Annotated in this window: 12 protein-coding genes; 7 read left to right on the top strand and 5 right to left on the bottom strand. The window is 70.8% G+C overall.

The window, feature by feature from the left end:
• The first annotated feature begins 45 nt into the window (after positions 1–45).
• Positions 46–1,680 (top strand): aldehyde dehydrogenase (NADP(+)), encoded by a 1,635-nt coding sequence (locus PSQ21_RS28815; RefSeq protein ID WP_274034205.1) that lies wholly within the window; start codon positions 46–48, stop codon positions 1,678–1,680.
• Here PSQ21_RS28815 and PSQ21_RS28810 read toward each other — a convergent pair.
• Together PSQ21_RS28810 and PSQ21_RS28805 are read right to left on the bottom strand one after the other, a co-directional pair.
• Entirely contained in the window at positions 1,664–2,890 is a 1,227-nt protein-coding gene (locus PSQ21_RS28810) for an FAD-dependent monooxygenase (RefSeq protein ID WP_274034204.1), read from the bottom strand. The genes PSQ21_RS28815 and PSQ21_RS28810 overlap by 17 nt on opposite strands.
• The gene (locus PSQ21_RS28805; RefSeq protein ID WP_274034203.1) at positions 2,887–4,284 is read right to left on the bottom strand and encodes an MFS transporter; all 1,398 of its coding nucleotides are present in this window, start codon (positions 4,282–4,284) and stop codon (positions 2,887–2,889) included. Before PSQ21_RS28805 ends, PSQ21_RS28810 begins: the two co-directional genes overlap by 4 nt.
• A gap of 124 nt (positions 4,285–4,408) precedes the next feature.
• On the opposite strand from PSQ21_RS28805, the gene PSQ21_RS28800 reads away from it, so the two are divergent.
• Together PSQ21_RS28800 and PSQ21_RS28795 are read left to right on the top strand one after the other, a co-directional pair.
• Positions 4,409–5,062 (top strand): TetR/AcrR family transcriptional regulator, encoded by a 654-nt coding sequence (locus PSQ21_RS28800; RefSeq protein ID WP_274034202.1) that lies wholly within the window; start codon positions 4,409–4,411, stop codon positions 5,060–5,062.
• 171 nt (positions 5,063–5,233) lie between these two features.
• The gene (locus tag PSQ21_RS28795) at positions 5,234–5,452 is read left to right on the top strand and encodes a DUF6269 family protein (RefSeq protein WP_274034201.1); all 219 of its coding nucleotides are present in this window, start codon (positions 5,234–5,236) and stop codon (positions 5,450–5,452) included.
• 87 nt (positions 5,453–5,539) lie between these two features.
• On the opposite strand, the gene PSQ21_RS28790 is transcribed toward PSQ21_RS28795, so the two are convergent.
• Together PSQ21_RS28790 and PSQ21_RS28785 are read right to left on the bottom strand one after the other, a co-directional pair.
• Positions 5,540–6,451: a TrmB family transcriptional regulator sugar-binding domain-containing protein gene (locus PSQ21_RS28790; RefSeq protein ID WP_274034200.1), complete on the bottom strand. Its 912-nt coding sequence runs from the start codon at positions 6,449–6,451 to the stop codon at positions 5,540–5,542.
• Between the two features lie 299 nt (positions 6,452–6,750).
• Positions 6,751–7,512, bottom strand: coding sequence for a helix-turn-helix transcriptional regulator (locus PSQ21_RS28785; RefSeq protein WP_274034199.1), 762 nt, complete (start codon positions 7,510–7,512; stop codon positions 6,751–6,753).
• A 760-nt stretch (positions 7,513–8,272) separates the two neighbouring features.
• Here PSQ21_RS28785 and PSQ21_RS28780 point away from each other — a divergent pair.
• Genes PSQ21_RS28780 through PSQ21_RS28765 form a run of 4 tightly spaced genes read left to right on the top strand, consistent with a single transcriptional unit; the run spans position 8,273 to position 13,475 of the window.
• Entirely contained in the window at positions 8,273–9,112 is an 840-nt protein-coding gene (locus PSQ21_RS28780) for a 4'-phosphopantetheinyl transferase family protein (protein ID WP_274034198.1), read from the top strand.
• 50 nt (positions 9,113–9,162) lie between these two features.
• On the top strand, positions 9,163–12,036 hold the full coding sequence (locus tag PSQ21_RS28775) for a non-ribosomal peptide synthetase (RefSeq protein WP_274034197.1): 2,874 nt from the start codon (positions 9,163–9,165) through the stop codon (positions 12,034–12,036).
• Entirely contained in the window at positions 12,023–12,976 is a 954-nt protein-coding gene (locus tag PSQ21_RS28770; protein ID WP_274034196.1) for an NAD-dependent epimerase/dehydratase family protein, read from the top strand. The genes PSQ21_RS28775 and PSQ21_RS28770 overlap by 14 nt, the downstream gene beginning before the upstream one ends.
• A gap of 16 nt (positions 12,977–12,992) precedes the next feature.
• Positions 12,993–13,475: a nuclear transport factor 2 family protein gene (locus PSQ21_RS28765; RefSeq protein WP_274034195.1), complete on the top strand. Its 483-nt coding sequence runs from the start codon at positions 12,993–12,995 to the stop codon at positions 13,473–13,475.
• A gap of 50 nt (positions 13,476–13,525) precedes the next feature.
• Here PSQ21_RS28765 and PSQ21_RS28760 read toward each other — a convergent pair whose 3' ends face one another.
• Positions 13,526–13,966, bottom strand: a complete 441-nt coding sequence (locus PSQ21_RS28760) for a hypothetical protein (protein ID WP_274034194.1) — start codon at positions 13,964–13,966, stop codon at positions 13,526–13,528.
• Positions 13,967–13,983: the final 17 nt, after the last annotated feature.

The raw sequence follows: 13,983 nt of genomic DNA, 5'->3' as shown, positions 1-13,983 counted from the left end.
ACGACGGCGCGCCGCCCACCGGTGCGCACAGGGAGACGCATCGCTGTGAACCCGACCGGAAACCCGCCCCTGACCGAGAACGCGCCCCCGTTCGACAACGCGACCCTGACCGGGCACTCGCTCCTGACCGGGCACTCGCTCCTGGCCGGTCGCGAGGTACCCGGCCCCGGGGACGCCTGGTACGCGGTCACCGCCGCGACCGGCGTACCGTTCGGCCCCCCGCTCCGGGACGCCTCGACGGAGCAGGTGGCCGAGGCGGCCCGGCTCGCCGCGGCGGACGCCCGCGCCTTCCGCGCCCTGCCGCCCGAGCGGCGGGCGGCCTTCCTCGACGCCTGCGCGGAGGAGATCGAGGCCCTCGGGGACGCCCTGCTAGCACTCACCGCCCGGGAGACCGGGCTCCCTCGGGCCCGGCTGATAAGTGAACGAGGGCGCACCTGTCGGCAGTTGCGCCTCTTCGCCGATCTCGTCAGGAGCGGGAGCGCCCTCGGCGCCCGGATCGACTCCGGCCCCTCGGGCACGGACGTACGGCTCCGGCGCGTCCCCCTCGGCCCGGTGGCCGTGTTCGGTGCGAGCAACTTCCCGCTGGCCTTCTCGGTCGCGGGCGGCGACACCGCGTCCGCGCTGGCCGCCGGCTGCCCCGTGGTGGTCAAGGCGCACCCCGCGCACCCGGGCACCGGGGAGGCGGTGGCCCGCGCCGTCACGGCCGCCGCCGCGCGCACCGGCATGCCGGCCGGTGTGTTCTCCCTGCTGGTGGGCCGGGGTCACGACGTCGGACTCGCCCTGGTCGGCGATCCGCGGATCACCGCGGTGGGGTTCACCGGCTCCCGGGCCGGCGGGCTGGCGCTGATCGCCGCCGGGCGGTCGCGCCCGACGCCCATCCCGGTCCACGCCGAGATGTCCGCGGTCAATCCCGTGATCATGCTCGACGGGGCCCTCGCGGAGCCGGGGCGGGCGGCCGACGCGTACGTGGCGTCGCTGACGGCCGGCGCCGGGCAGTTCTGCACCAACCCCGGCCTCCTGCTGCTGCCCGCCGGGCCGGCGGGCGACGCCTTCCTCTCCGCCGCCGCCCGGGCCGTGAAGGCCACGGAGGGGCAGACCATGCTCACCCCGGACATCGCCCGGGCTTACACCGAGGGCGTACGGCGGTGGGAGGACGTACCGGGCGTACGGGAGGTGGCGCGGGGCGCGGCCGGGGCCGGCCCGCACGCACCGGCCGCCGTCGTCCTGGCGTGCGACGCGGCCACGTACACCGCGCACGGGGACCTCTCCGGCGAAGTCTTCGGCGCGGCCGGGCTCGTCGTGCGCTGGTCGGGCACGGACGAACTCCTGCATCTGCTGGCCGAGTTGGACGGTCAGCTGACGGCCACCCTGCACGCGGCGGACACCGACCGGGCGACGGCCCTCGGGCTGCTGCCGGTGCTGGAGGAACGGGCCGGCCGCGTTCTGTGGGGCGGCTGGCCCACCGGCGTCGAGGTGTGCCACGCGATGGTGCACGGGGGGCCGTGGCCGGCGACGAGTTCGCCCTCGACGACGAGCGTGGGCACCCTCGCCGTCGAACGCTGGCTGCGCCCGGTCTGCTACCAGTCCTTCCCCGACGCCCTCCTGCCCCCCGAACTCCGCGACGGCAACCCCCTGCGGGTCCCCCGGCGGACCGGGGCGGCGCTCACCCCGGGAGCCTGAACTCCGGCAGCACCAACGCCTCGTGGGCCGGCCGCCCCTCCGCCGGGGGCGGCATGGAGCCCAGCGAGCGCAGCATGGCGTTGCGCCGCTCCAGCGCCCGGGCCGTGACCGGGAAGAGGGCGGCCTCGCCCCTGCCGACCTGGTCCTGGTTCAGGGTCACGAACCCACGGGTGTCACGCTCGTAGGCGGCGAAGCCCGCGGCATGGCCCCGCTCGGCCGCCAGGGAGCCGGCCAGCATGTACGCGCCGACCAGGGCGAGGCTGGAGCCCTGGCCGGTGAGGAAGGAGGGCGCGTACGCGGCGTCGCCCACCAGCGCGACCCTGCCGCTGGACCAGCGGTCCATGCGGATCTGGCTGACCACGTCGAAGAACAGGTCGTCCGCGTCGCGCAGGGCGGCGAGCAGGCCCGGGACCTCCCACCCCGCGCCGTCGAAGACCTCGGCCACCAGGTCCCGTTGGGCCTGCGGGTCGCGGAAGGCGTCGAACGGCGGTTCCGCGCGGGCGAAGTTGAGGAAGCCGTGCACATCGTCGTCGTCGCCCGCGGCGTACAGCACGGCCGCGCGGCCCGGGGCGTTCCACATCGTGGTCTCACGGACGAGCCCGAAGGTGTTGCGCAGGGTGAACCCGGCGAAGCAGTAACCGAGATAGCGGTGGAACCGCTCCTCGGGTCCGAACAGGAGGGCGCGGGTGTGCGAGTGCAGCCCGTCCGCCCCCAGCACCAGGTCGAACGTGCGGCGGGCGCCCCCGCGGAAGGTGACGTCGACCCCGTGGCGGTGCTGGTCGAGGGTGTCGATGGAGTCGCCGAACAGGAACTCCACGTCGTCCCGGACCGCGTCGTGGATGGCGCCGGCCAGCACCCCGCGCCGCACCTCCAGGTCTCTTCCCGCGACCCCGCCGGTGACGGCGTGCGGGTCCACCGAGGCCACCTCGGCGCCGTCCTCGTCGAGGAAGGTCAGCCGGCGGAGACCGATGTGCGCGTCCCGCAGCCGCGGCAGGATCCCCATCCGCCGCACGACGTCGAGTGCGGTGCCGCGCACGTCGACGGGATAGCCGCCGTCGCGGACCGTGCCCGCCCTCTCGACCACCGTGACCGCGAATCCGTAGCGGTTCAGCCAGTACGCGAGGGCGGGCCCCGCGATGCTGGCCCCGGATATCAGGACCGTACGTCCGCGTGCGGCGGAGGCGTTCGCCAACTGATCGGTGCGGGTCATTCCTTGGCTCCTCTGTTCAGGGTGCGGACGACGAGCAGGGACAGCGCCGTGACGGCGCCGGCCAGGACGAAGCCGGCGACGAAGGCAGATTCGGCCGGGAGATCCGACCCCGCGGGTGTTCCGGCGGTGAGGATCGCGCCGCTGATCTGGACCCCCACGGCGAAGCCGATCACGCGCGTCACCAGGACCAGGCCGGTGGCGACGCCGGTGTCGCCGCGGTCCACGGAGGTGGCGGTACTGGTCACCGTCGCCGTGACACAGAGGCCGTTGGCGAGCGCGATCAGCGCCTTGCCGAGGACGAGGTGCCAGACCTCGGTGTGCACGGCCGCCAGGCCGAGCAGGCCGACGGCCATGACGAGGACCCCGGCGGCGGCCACGGCACGCGAACCGAACCGCCGCGCCCCGAACCCGCCGGCCGGCCCGGCCAGCGACGCCGCGACGGCGCCGGGCAGCAGGAAGAGGCCGATCTGGGTGGCGCTCGCCCCGAACCCGTACGCGTCGGCGGACACCGCGAACAGCGCGGGGACGAGATAGGCCGCCACGGACGTACCGACGCAGATCATGAACGTCAGCACGCACGCCTTCCACACCTCCGGGCGTCCCAGCATGCGCGGATCGATCATCGGCGCGGGCGCGCGGCGTTCGACCGCCACCCATCCGGCCGCGAAGGCGGCCGGTGCCACGAGGAGGGCGACGAGCACGAGGGGCCGCGCGGTGAGGCCGGGCGCCAGCGCGAGGGCGAGCATGAGCGTGACCAGCGTTCCGCTCAGGAGGGCCAGGCCGGGCCAGTCGAGCCCGCCGCCGTCCGACCGGCGCGGCGGATCCTGCGGCATCGTCCTGTGCACCAGCACCGTGGCTCCGATGACCGCGAACGTCGGCAGCGCGAACATCCAGTGCCGGGACAGCCCTTCGGCCACAGGTCCGGCCGCCAGTGTTCCGGCCGTCGTGCCCCCCACGAACAGCCCACTGACCACCCCGATGGCCACCTTGGACTCCCCCTCGGGGAGGTGTTCGCGCACCAGGATGAACGACAGGGGCAGCGCGCCCACCATCGCTCCCTGCAGTATCTGACCGAGCAGCAGCACCGGCAGGTTCGGCGCCAGGGCGGACACCAGGCCACCGACGCAGACCACCGCCATCAGCCGGACGAGCACCCGTTTCCCGCCGTAGCGGTCGCCTAACTTCCCTGCCACCGGCGTGATGAGCGCGCCGGTGACGAGGAGCACGATGCTGAGCAGCGCCCCCTCGGCGTGACTCATGTCCAGCTCGCGCCGCAGCAGCGGGAGCGTCGGCGTCACCACCGATTCCAGGGCGCCGGTGGCCGGCGCCAGGATGCCGAGGGCCCGGAGAGCGGCCTTCCCCATACGGAGCGGGGGAGCCGGAGTCGTGGTCATGGAGGTCCTTTCCGTCACGGCCCGGCGGGCGGGCAAAGTCGCCCGCACACGGAGGAACGCGCACGGAACGCACCGAGCCAGAACTACACTACACCGTGCAGTGTAGAAAGGTTAGGATGAGCCCATGCCGACCACCAAGACCCTGCGCGAGGGGTCCACACGGAAGCGGGCCGCCATCCTGTCGGCGGCCCGGGAACTGTTCCTCGCCGACGGCTTCGACCGCTCCAGCGTCGACGCGGTCGCCGCCCGGGCGGAGGTGTCCAAGCGGACGGTCTACGACTACTTCGGCGACAAGCGGAGCCTGCTGCGGGCGGTCGTCGACGCGGTCGGCCAGTCGCTGGTCACCACGGTCCGGCGCACCCTCGACGACACCCTCACGGGCATCACCGAGGCCGGCGAACTGGAGGACGCCCTGGTCGCGTTCGCGCTGCGCATCGCGACCGACATGCTCGGCTCGGCGGAATACGCGACGCTGCAGCGCCTGGTCCGGACGGAGTCCGGCCACCTGCCGCCACAGGACTACAACCCCATGGCGGACACCCCCGACGAGGCGATCGCCGAGCGGTTCGCCGCGTTCGCCGAGGCCGGGCTGCTCGACGCCCCGGACCCCCGGCTGGCGGCCGATCAGTTCCTCGCGCTGACCTTCGGCGTCGCTCTGGACCGCCTCGGCTCCGCGAACGCCGCACAGGACGCCCGCGTACGTCCACTCGTCATCGAGGGGGTACGGACGTTCCTCCGGGCATACCGGGGCGATCGGGGCGGGGGCGGCACGATCTGACGAGGGCGGTGAAGGATTGCGGGGCGCCCCAGGGCCGCAGGATGCTGCACCGGGCCTGGACGAAACCCGTACAGGGGGCCATAGACTGACGCGGGATCGGGTAAAGAAGCCCGGCTGAGTGTGTGAATGCGGGACCTGAACTGCCCCCGAAATCCACTCATCGGAGACATCATGAATGAGACACCCGTGCCGCACCCACTGGATGTGCTGGACGAGATCGACCAGCGGCACGTGCGAGAACAGCAAGCCATGCTGTGCGCCAGGGCAACCCCGTGGTCCGAACTGCTGACCCAGTACGTCGACGCGCTGGCCGCACTGGTGACGGAAGACGCCGAACCGGACAACCCGGCGGAAACCTCGTCCTCCGATGACGGGCATTCAGGCAGCTGAGCCCGACCGGAAGCGGTCGCCGGACATACGCGGCTTCCCTTCGCGGGTCGCCCCGGCGACCCGCCCCGGCCTCCGTGCCTGCTCCGCCTACTCGGCTTTGCCAGGGCAACCGGGCGCAACATGTGTTTCAGGAAGCTGCCGGTGAGCCTCGCGGCTGTCCGCCGGATACGGTGCGCCGCCGGCGTCCGAGCGGGACGGCGGCGGGGGCAGCAGACCCAACTTGGCGGCGCGGACGCCGGCCTGGAAGCGGGAAGTGGCTCCGAGCAGCACCATGATCTCCGCGACGTAGCGCCGGTACGTCCTCACCGACACGCTCAGTTCACGGGCGGCCACCTCGTCCGTGACCCCGGCGCGCAGCGCGCTGAGGATACGCCGCGCGAGCTCGGCTCGTCCCCAGGAGTTGAAGGCGATCCTTTCCCAGGCGGGCGCGGCATTCCGCCAGACGCTCTCGAAGTGGATGCTCAGGGTATTCAGCATTTCCGGCAGCCGGATCAACGAGGCGTAGCGGCCGGCCGCGGAATCGGCCACGACCAGGGCCGTCCGGCCGTCGACGATCAGCGCCTGAAGCGGTGGTAACCGAGCGACCCGGATCGCTGCCGGATACTCCTTGTCGCGCTGTTCGCGTACGTATTCCTCGTCAAGCATCGACGGCGTGGTCAGCAGTCGTACCGAGACGCGCTCGTTCGCCTCGTAGATCAGCTCGCGTTCCGGCTCCTCACCACGGCCCTTGTTCATCTCATCCAGTTCGCCGGGCCTCGGCGGGCGGGCGTGCAGGATGTCGATTCCCCTGGTCGCGCTGCGGATCAACTGGCCCGCGGTGTCGAGTATGACCTCGTAGTCACCGTCCAGCGAAGTGATCAGGCGCTCCTTCGTGGACCTGTCGCGCTGAATGGCGATGGTTGACTCGATGAGTGCCTGCACCTGCAGCAGAGCGTGGCCCAGTTCGCTTTCCTGTCCCATGGAAGCTTGGAAGTCCGTTCTTTTCAGTGACATCGGCATGGTCGAGCAGCATCAGGGTGCTGCGCACAATCGGCCAGAAAAACGGGCAGCAGGCCGGGAAAGCGGCTGAGCGCCTGCCGTGGAAAGGCCTGCGATGTCCCCGCGAAACCTTGATGCGCAGGCACCGGGACCGCGCCCCGCCGCCGGTGGGGACGGGGGTGGCATTCCGTCGTCCCCCGGGCTCGCGTTCCGGAAGGGGGATGACGTACGCGATCTTTCCCGCCTGTCCGCGCAATGCGTCACCACGGCTCTGATCCTGGCTCAGGTTCCGGCCCCGGTTCGGTGACCTCGGCTGCGCCCTAGCCTGACAGCAGGCCGACTTCGACAGCCCGGACTCCGGCCTGGAAGCGGGAGTTCGCATCGAGCTCCCGCATGATCTCCGCGACGTACCTCCGGTAGGTGCGCAGGGACACCTTCAACTCCCCCGCCGCGGTCTCGTCGGTGTCGCCCGCCCGTAGCCGCTCCAGGATCCGGTGGGTGAGTGCGGTACGCAGGCGCGGGCTGACAGTGAACGGATTGTCGAGCTTGCGTCCACGGGACCAGGCGCCCGCGAACAGCAGCTCCAACGTGCGGACCGTCGCCGTGTCGTTCACGACGAAGGCCTGACCTCCCGCCGTGACGTCCGCGCGCACGAACGCCGCGGTCCCGTCGACCACGACCGTCTCGCGCAGATCGCTGTCGGATGTCCGGATACCGAGCCCCGTGGCCTGCGAGCGCCGCAGTACCGCGAGCGTCGGTTCCAATGCCGGGTCGGCAGCGCACAGCACCCGGACCATCGCGCGGTCGGGAATGCACGCCAGCAGCCGGGGCACGATGTCCGCCAGCTCGCCGGGTCCGGTCAGCACGATGCACACCGAGTGACGGGCCTGGCGGGTGAGCTCGTCGAGTACAGCGCCGAACGGCGACGCATCCGTGCGAACGACGCGCGGAGTCACCCCGGATTGCCGGCGATGAAGGGTCACGGTCGACTCGATCAGGGCATGGGCCTGCAGCAATGCCTGTTCGAGGTGGACGGCCGGGGTATTCGTCTCGGCCTCCACCGAACCGTCGAGATCGCGCACGTCCCAGTTCGCGCCCCGGACCGGTGCCTCACCGTCCCCCGCCCCGCCCTCAGCCGCGTCTCTCGCGCCCGTACTCCAGGATTTTACCGCCATGGAAATCCCCCGAATTCCTGACCAGTACAGCCATTTAGTTGAACCATCAAACTCACCACGGTTGGGCGAGTGATCTGTTCTCAAACTTAGTTCGAGCGATCAGATCACGTCAACAAGTATCAGATGGCGTTTCACATGGGCAACTTCCCGATCTTCTCGTAGCAGGTCAGAGCCATGGCGGGGTCGAGGGAAGCAAGGGAGTGGCCACTCTTTCGCTGAAATCCGGACAATGAGTCAACAGCAGCCGAACAGTCATGAGACGGACCGGACCGTCGTGCACATTCGCTCGGGCACCCACGACACACAAAAGGCCCTGAGAATCGGACAGAACACACCAATCGGCGCTCACCTTGCCGGGTTCGACCCGTTCAGCGGCCCCCTTTTCGCGCGGAGGGAAGCCAGCCGACGAGCGCCGGGGCCCATGTGCCGCGCGGCCTCGCCCCGAACCTTCGGCACACCGCCGGCGGAGGCGTGCCGAAGGTTGGACCCCGAACCGGGCGACCGGCCGATCCCGGCGACAGGAAACTGCCTCCAGAGGGCGAAATCGAAGATTCCGGTTCCGGTTATCTCGCCGAGCATGACCATATCCCCGCAGGCCGTATCCTCAGCTGTCCACTTCTGGACAGATCTGGACTGGACTGTCTGACCCCCTTCTTACGATGAACTCGTGACTACAGCCCGTACCGCCACGACGCGCCCCATCGGCATGTTCACGCCGGACGGGTTCGAGGCCGCGGACGCCCTGGTGTGGTGGTGGAAGGTCTCAGCCGATGCGGACATGGCGGATGACCTGACTCTCCTCAGCGACAGCGAGCGCGTGCGGGCGCGACGTTTCAGGTCTGCCGACAAAGCCGCGGAGTTCGTCATCTGCCGGGCCGCCATGCGCCGCATCTTGTCTGGTTTCCTCCAGATTTCCGCAGACGAGCTGGTGCTCGGCCGACGCCCCCGCGCGGAATACGAAGACGCCGACCACGGACCGCCCGCCATAATTCACCCGAGCACCCCTTTACATATCAGCCTCTCCCATGCAAAGGGACTGGGGATGCTCGCCCTGTCTCCATTCCACGTCGGAATTGATGTGGAACTAAACGGCCGTACGATTGCCAGGGAGCTGACCGATGCCGCGCTCACGTCCCGTGAGCGCACTTTCGTGCTGTCCCAGCCCGACGAGCCGGGCCGGTCCCGCGCTTTCCTGCTCTGCTGGACGCGCAAGGAAGCGGCACTCAAGGCCGTCGGGACCGGGATCACCTCCGGTCTCGGCGCGCTGGAGAGCCACGCCTGGAAGCCCGGACCCGCGCGGATGACCGCTCCCTGGCCCGGGACGCCGGCCACCTGGTGGGTGGGCGACGCCGGGGCGCCGGACGGGTGGACGGCCTCCATCGCTCTGGCCGGCGAACCGGCCGGCCCGGTCGCCGAAGGAGCGAACAGCACATCGACCGGGGACATCTCCGGTCGCCTCCGAAGGAATGTCATCGCGCGGCCGTTCATTTCTCGCCGGGCCTCGTAAGGGCTGCAGAAACTCCCACTCGCCACGCAGACGGAGCAACGGAGAAGCTTGTGCACGCCTCATGCTCACAGTCCATCGCCCATCTGCTGCTCCGCGCCGTCGACGAACACTCCGGGGCGGGCATCCGCTACTGCCTCGGCGGGGCCCGGGCGTCCTATCACGACCAGAGCCCGGCGGAGTTGCTGGCCGACGCTCAGCGCGTCCGCGCGGGACTGGCCGCCCGGGGCCTCAGGCCGAAGGACAAGGTTGTCCTGCTGCTCGAACGGCCGAGGGACTTCATCACCGCCTTCTGGGGTGCGGTCCTGGGCGGCTATGTGCCCTGCCCCATGGCCCCGTTGCGCAGTGACGCGGAGCAATGGAGCACCCGCCTCAGCCATGTGAACGCCCTGCTGGAAGGCCCCCTGGTCGTCACCACGGAATCGCTGGCCGCGGAACTGCCGCCGGTGGCCGGCCTCGCCGTCACCGGATACGAGCGGCTGGCCGCGACGCACGCGGACCTGGGGCCCGACGCGGACCCGGCCTGGTCGGCGCACGCCGACGACCCTGCCGTCCTCGTCATGACCTCCGGCTCGACAGGCGCGGGCAAGGCGGTCGTGCTGACCCACGCGAATCTCCTCGCGTCCATGGCGGCGAAGAACGGCCACCACCGGCTGACAACCGACGACACCACCCTGAACTGGGTCTCCTTCGACCACGTGGCCGCGCTGCTGGAGTGCCACCTGCTCCCGCTGACCCACGGCGCTCGCCAGGTCCACGTCGAGGCCTCGGTCGTCCTGAGCGATCCCCTGGAGTCCCTGCGGCTCGTCTCGCGCCATGGTGTGACGGTCACCTTCATGCCCAACTTCCTCCTCGGTCTGCTCAACTCGGCGGCGGAAGACCTCGACCGCGCCCCTGCCGGGGCTGCCGGACCGCCCCCGGCCGGATCCGCCGGGCACGCCTTCGACCTGGGCCGGCTGCGGCACGTCGTCAGCGGTGGGGAGGCCGTGGTCACCGCGACCGGAGAGGAGTTCCTCCGCCGCTTCGCCCCGTACGGGCTGCGCCCCGGTTCCCTCTGGCCCGCCTTCGGAATGACCGAGACCTGCGCGGGCAGCGTCTACTCCCAGGGCTTCCCCGAGGCCGACCGCGGCCGGGAGTTCGCCACCCTGGGCACCCCGGTCCCCGGCCTGCGGATCCGGATCGCGGACGCGGAGGACCTCCGGGGGGACCGCGAGCTCCCGGTCGGCGAGGTGGGCGAACTCCAGCTCAAGGGGCCCGTGATCACCCCGGGCTACCACCGCGACGAGACGGCCACGCGTGACGCGTTCACCACGGACGGCTGGTTCCGCAGCGGCGACCTGGGCAGCGTCGACCAGGAGGGCCGCCTGAGCCTGGTCGGCCGCAGCAAGGACAGCATCATCGTGAACGGCGTCAACTACTACAGCCAGGAGATCGAGACCGCGCTGGAGCAGGTCGACGGGGTGGGCGCGTCGTACGTGGCCGCGTTCCCCACCCGCCGGAAAGGCAGCGACACCGAGCAGCTCGTGATCGCCTTCCATCCGGACGTCCCCGCGGACGACGAGGTCGCACTGCACCGGGTGACGGCCGCCGTGCGCAGCCGCGTGATCCTGCACTGCGGCTTCCGCCCGGGCCTCCTCCTGCCGCTGCCGAAGGAGGCCTTCCCCAAGACCAGCCTGGGCAAGATCCAGCGCGGCTTGATGCGCGGACGGCTGGAGGCCGGCGCGTACCGTGACGTCGAACGGACCTGCGACGAGCTGAGCGTGCGCATGCTCGGCGGCCACGCGGCGCCGGAGGGCGAGACCGAACGCGTCCTCGCGGAGATATTCGCGGACGTCTTCGCCGCACCGGTGGGCTCGATCAGCGCCACCGCGAGCTTCTTCGACCTCGGCGGCACCTCGCTGGACGTGCTCCAACTGCGCAGCAGGGTGACCCGGCGACTCGGTGTCGCGGATCTGCCGATCACCGCCGTCCTCAAGGCTCCCACGGTCCGCTCGCTCGCCGCCCGGCTGACCGCTCCCGCCCGCCGGCCGAGCCTGCGCGAGACGGAGTACGACCCGGTCGTGCCCCTGCAGACGACGGGGGCCGGGACGCCCCTGTTCTGCGTCCACCCGGGCGTCGGCGAGGTTCTGGTCTTCGTCAACCTCGCCAGATACTTCGTGGGGGAACGGCCCTTCTACGCGCTGCGAGCCCGCGGATTCGACGAGGGCCAGAAGGCGTTCACGACCTTCGAGGAAATGGTGCGCGGCTATGTGGACGCCGTCCGCGCGCGGCAGCCGCACGGCCCCTACGCCCTGGCCGGCTACTCCTTCGGCGCCGCCGTCGCCTTCGAGATGGCGAAGATTCTGGAGGGCGACGGCGAGCGCGTCGACTTCCTGGGCTCGTTCAATCTGCCGCCGCACATCAAGTACCGCATGGAGGAGCTGGACTTCGCCGAGACCGCCACGAATCTCGCCTTCTTCCTCGGCCTGATCGACAAGCGGCGGTCGCTGGAGCTGCCGAAGGCTCTGCGCGGCCTGCCCAGGGAGAAGCAGCTGACCCTGCTGATGGAGATCGCCCCCGCACAGCGGATGGCCGAACTCGATCTGGATCTTCCGCGGTTCAGCGCCTGGGCCGAGCTGGCCGACCGCCTGACCGACCTCGGCCGCGGCTACGAACCCGGCGGCACCGTACGCACCATGACGGTCTTCCACGCACATCCGCTGCGGGGCACCCGGCAGAAGTGGCTGGACGACGAGCTGCGGCGCTGGGACGCGTACACGAGAGAGCCCAGCCGGTATGTCGAAGTCCCGGGTGAGCACTACACCTTGATGGGTCCCCGCCACGTGGACGCCTTCCAGGCCGTTCTGCGCCGGGAGCTCGCCCGCTCCCTGGCCGAGGCGGACGGGCCCGTGCCCCGGGGCACCGCGGTCACCGATGACGACAAGTGAGGACGTGGTAGCGGTGTACGGAAAGAAGATTCTGGTGACCGGGGGCACCGGGCAGGTCGCCCGTCCGGTGGCGGAGTCCCTCGCGGAGCACAACGATGTCTGGTGCCTCGGCCGGTTCGGCGCACCGGGCGTCGAGCGCCGGCTGAACGAGAAGGGCATCACGACCTGGCAGTGGGACATGGACGACCTGTCGGGCGAGGCCCTCAAGGGCCTCCCGGACGACTTCACCCATGTCATCCACTCCGCGGTCCGTCGCGGTGAGGACGGCGACTTCAACGCCGCGATCGAGGTCAACTCCACGGCGACCGGGCGACTGATGACCCACTGCTGGACGGCGGAGGCGTTCCTGTACGTCTCCACGGGCGCCCTCTACGCCCGTCAGGGTCTGGACCACCTGTACACGGAGTCCGACCCGGTCGACGGCGTCGCCGACTGGCTGCCCGCCTATCCCGTCGGCAAGATCGCCACCGAGGGAACCGTGCGTGCCTTCGCCCAGGTCCTGGAGCTGCCCACCACGATCGCCCGGTTGAACATCGCGTACGGACCCGGGGGGTACGGCGGCGTGCCGATGCTGTACTTCGAGCGCATGCTGGCGGGCGAGCCCATACCCGTGCCGGTCAGCGGTCAGAACTGGCTCTCCCCTCTGTACACCGATGACCTGGTGGCCCACGTGCCGCACCTGTGGCGGTCCGCTTCCGTGCCGGCGACGCTGGTGAACTGGGGCGGCGACGAGTCGGTCGGGATGACCGACTGCGTACGCCACCTGGAGGAGCTCACCGGCGTCGAGGCGAAGCTCGTGCCGAGCGAGGTGACGCGGGAGACCTACCGCTTCGACCCGGCCAGGCGCCAGGAACTGACCGGCCCCTGCCGGGTCGGCTGGCGCGACGGCATCCGCCGCACCCTGGAAGCGCTGTATCCCGAGCACCTGATCCGTCCTTGAGGAGCGTTGGCATCCGATGCACCAGGAAACGTACGAACAGGACAACCGCGAAGCCGGTGGCGCGGCGAACGTCGACGTGATCCGCGCCGCCTACGGTGCCTTTCACTCCCAGGACGTGGACGCGCTGCTGAAGACCCTGGCACCGGACATCGAGTGGGTCCACCCCGAGGGGATGGCCGATCACGGCCTGGGCGGCACCCGCCACGGGCACTCCGGTGTTCTGGCCTTCCTTCGGCACGTGCCGGGCGTCATCGGCGGGATGCGCCTGGAGCCGCAGGAGTTCGTGGCCTCCGGCGACCGCGTCATCGTGCTGGGCACCCGGCAGGTGACGTCGCTGTACGGCCGGACGGCGACGCTGCGGTTCGTCCACTCGTGGACGCTGCGCGACGGCCGGGCCGTACGGATGGAGGACGTCTTCGACACGGTCGCCTTCCGGCGGCTGATCGAGGACACCGCGGAGGCTTCCGCCCCGTGCCCGCCGCCGAGCCAGGGACCGTGAACAGCTCATTCGGCACTCCGAGACCCCGATCACCGGGGCTGCCACCACTCTCATGGCACGGCGCTCGACACGTTCCACCTCAAGCAGCGGCGCGCCGCACGAACAGCGAGGTAGCCAGTCAGCCCCGCAGCCATGAGCGGCAGCAGCGGATACAGGACGCCCACCCCCCATGACGTGACACTGGTGTCGATCACCGCATAGCCCCCGAACGGCGTCCTGGCAGCCGCTACGGTCTCTCCCGCCTCGGCGTCGTGTCCCGCCTTCACCGTGCCGACGCTCGCGCCGTCCGCGAGCGTGCCCACGCATACGTTGTGGCTCCCCCCGCGACCTTCGACCTTGAGCCGGCATTGCGAGAGACGTATTCGCACTTCGTCCCCGGCCAGTCCCAGCCGGACGATTCCCAGCGCTCCCACCCAGAGGGTCGCCCCCATGAACAGCACCGCCATCACGCCCCAGGCCATGGCTGCTACGGCCCACCCCTTACGTGTCATGGGGCCAGCATGGCGCA

The organism is Streptomyces sp. MMBL 11-1 (assembly GCF_028622875.1).
GTDB lineage: Bacteria > Actinomycetota > Actinomycetes > Streptomycetales > Streptomycetaceae > Streptomyces.
This window is presented reverse-complemented; position numbering and strand designations above follow the sequence as displayed.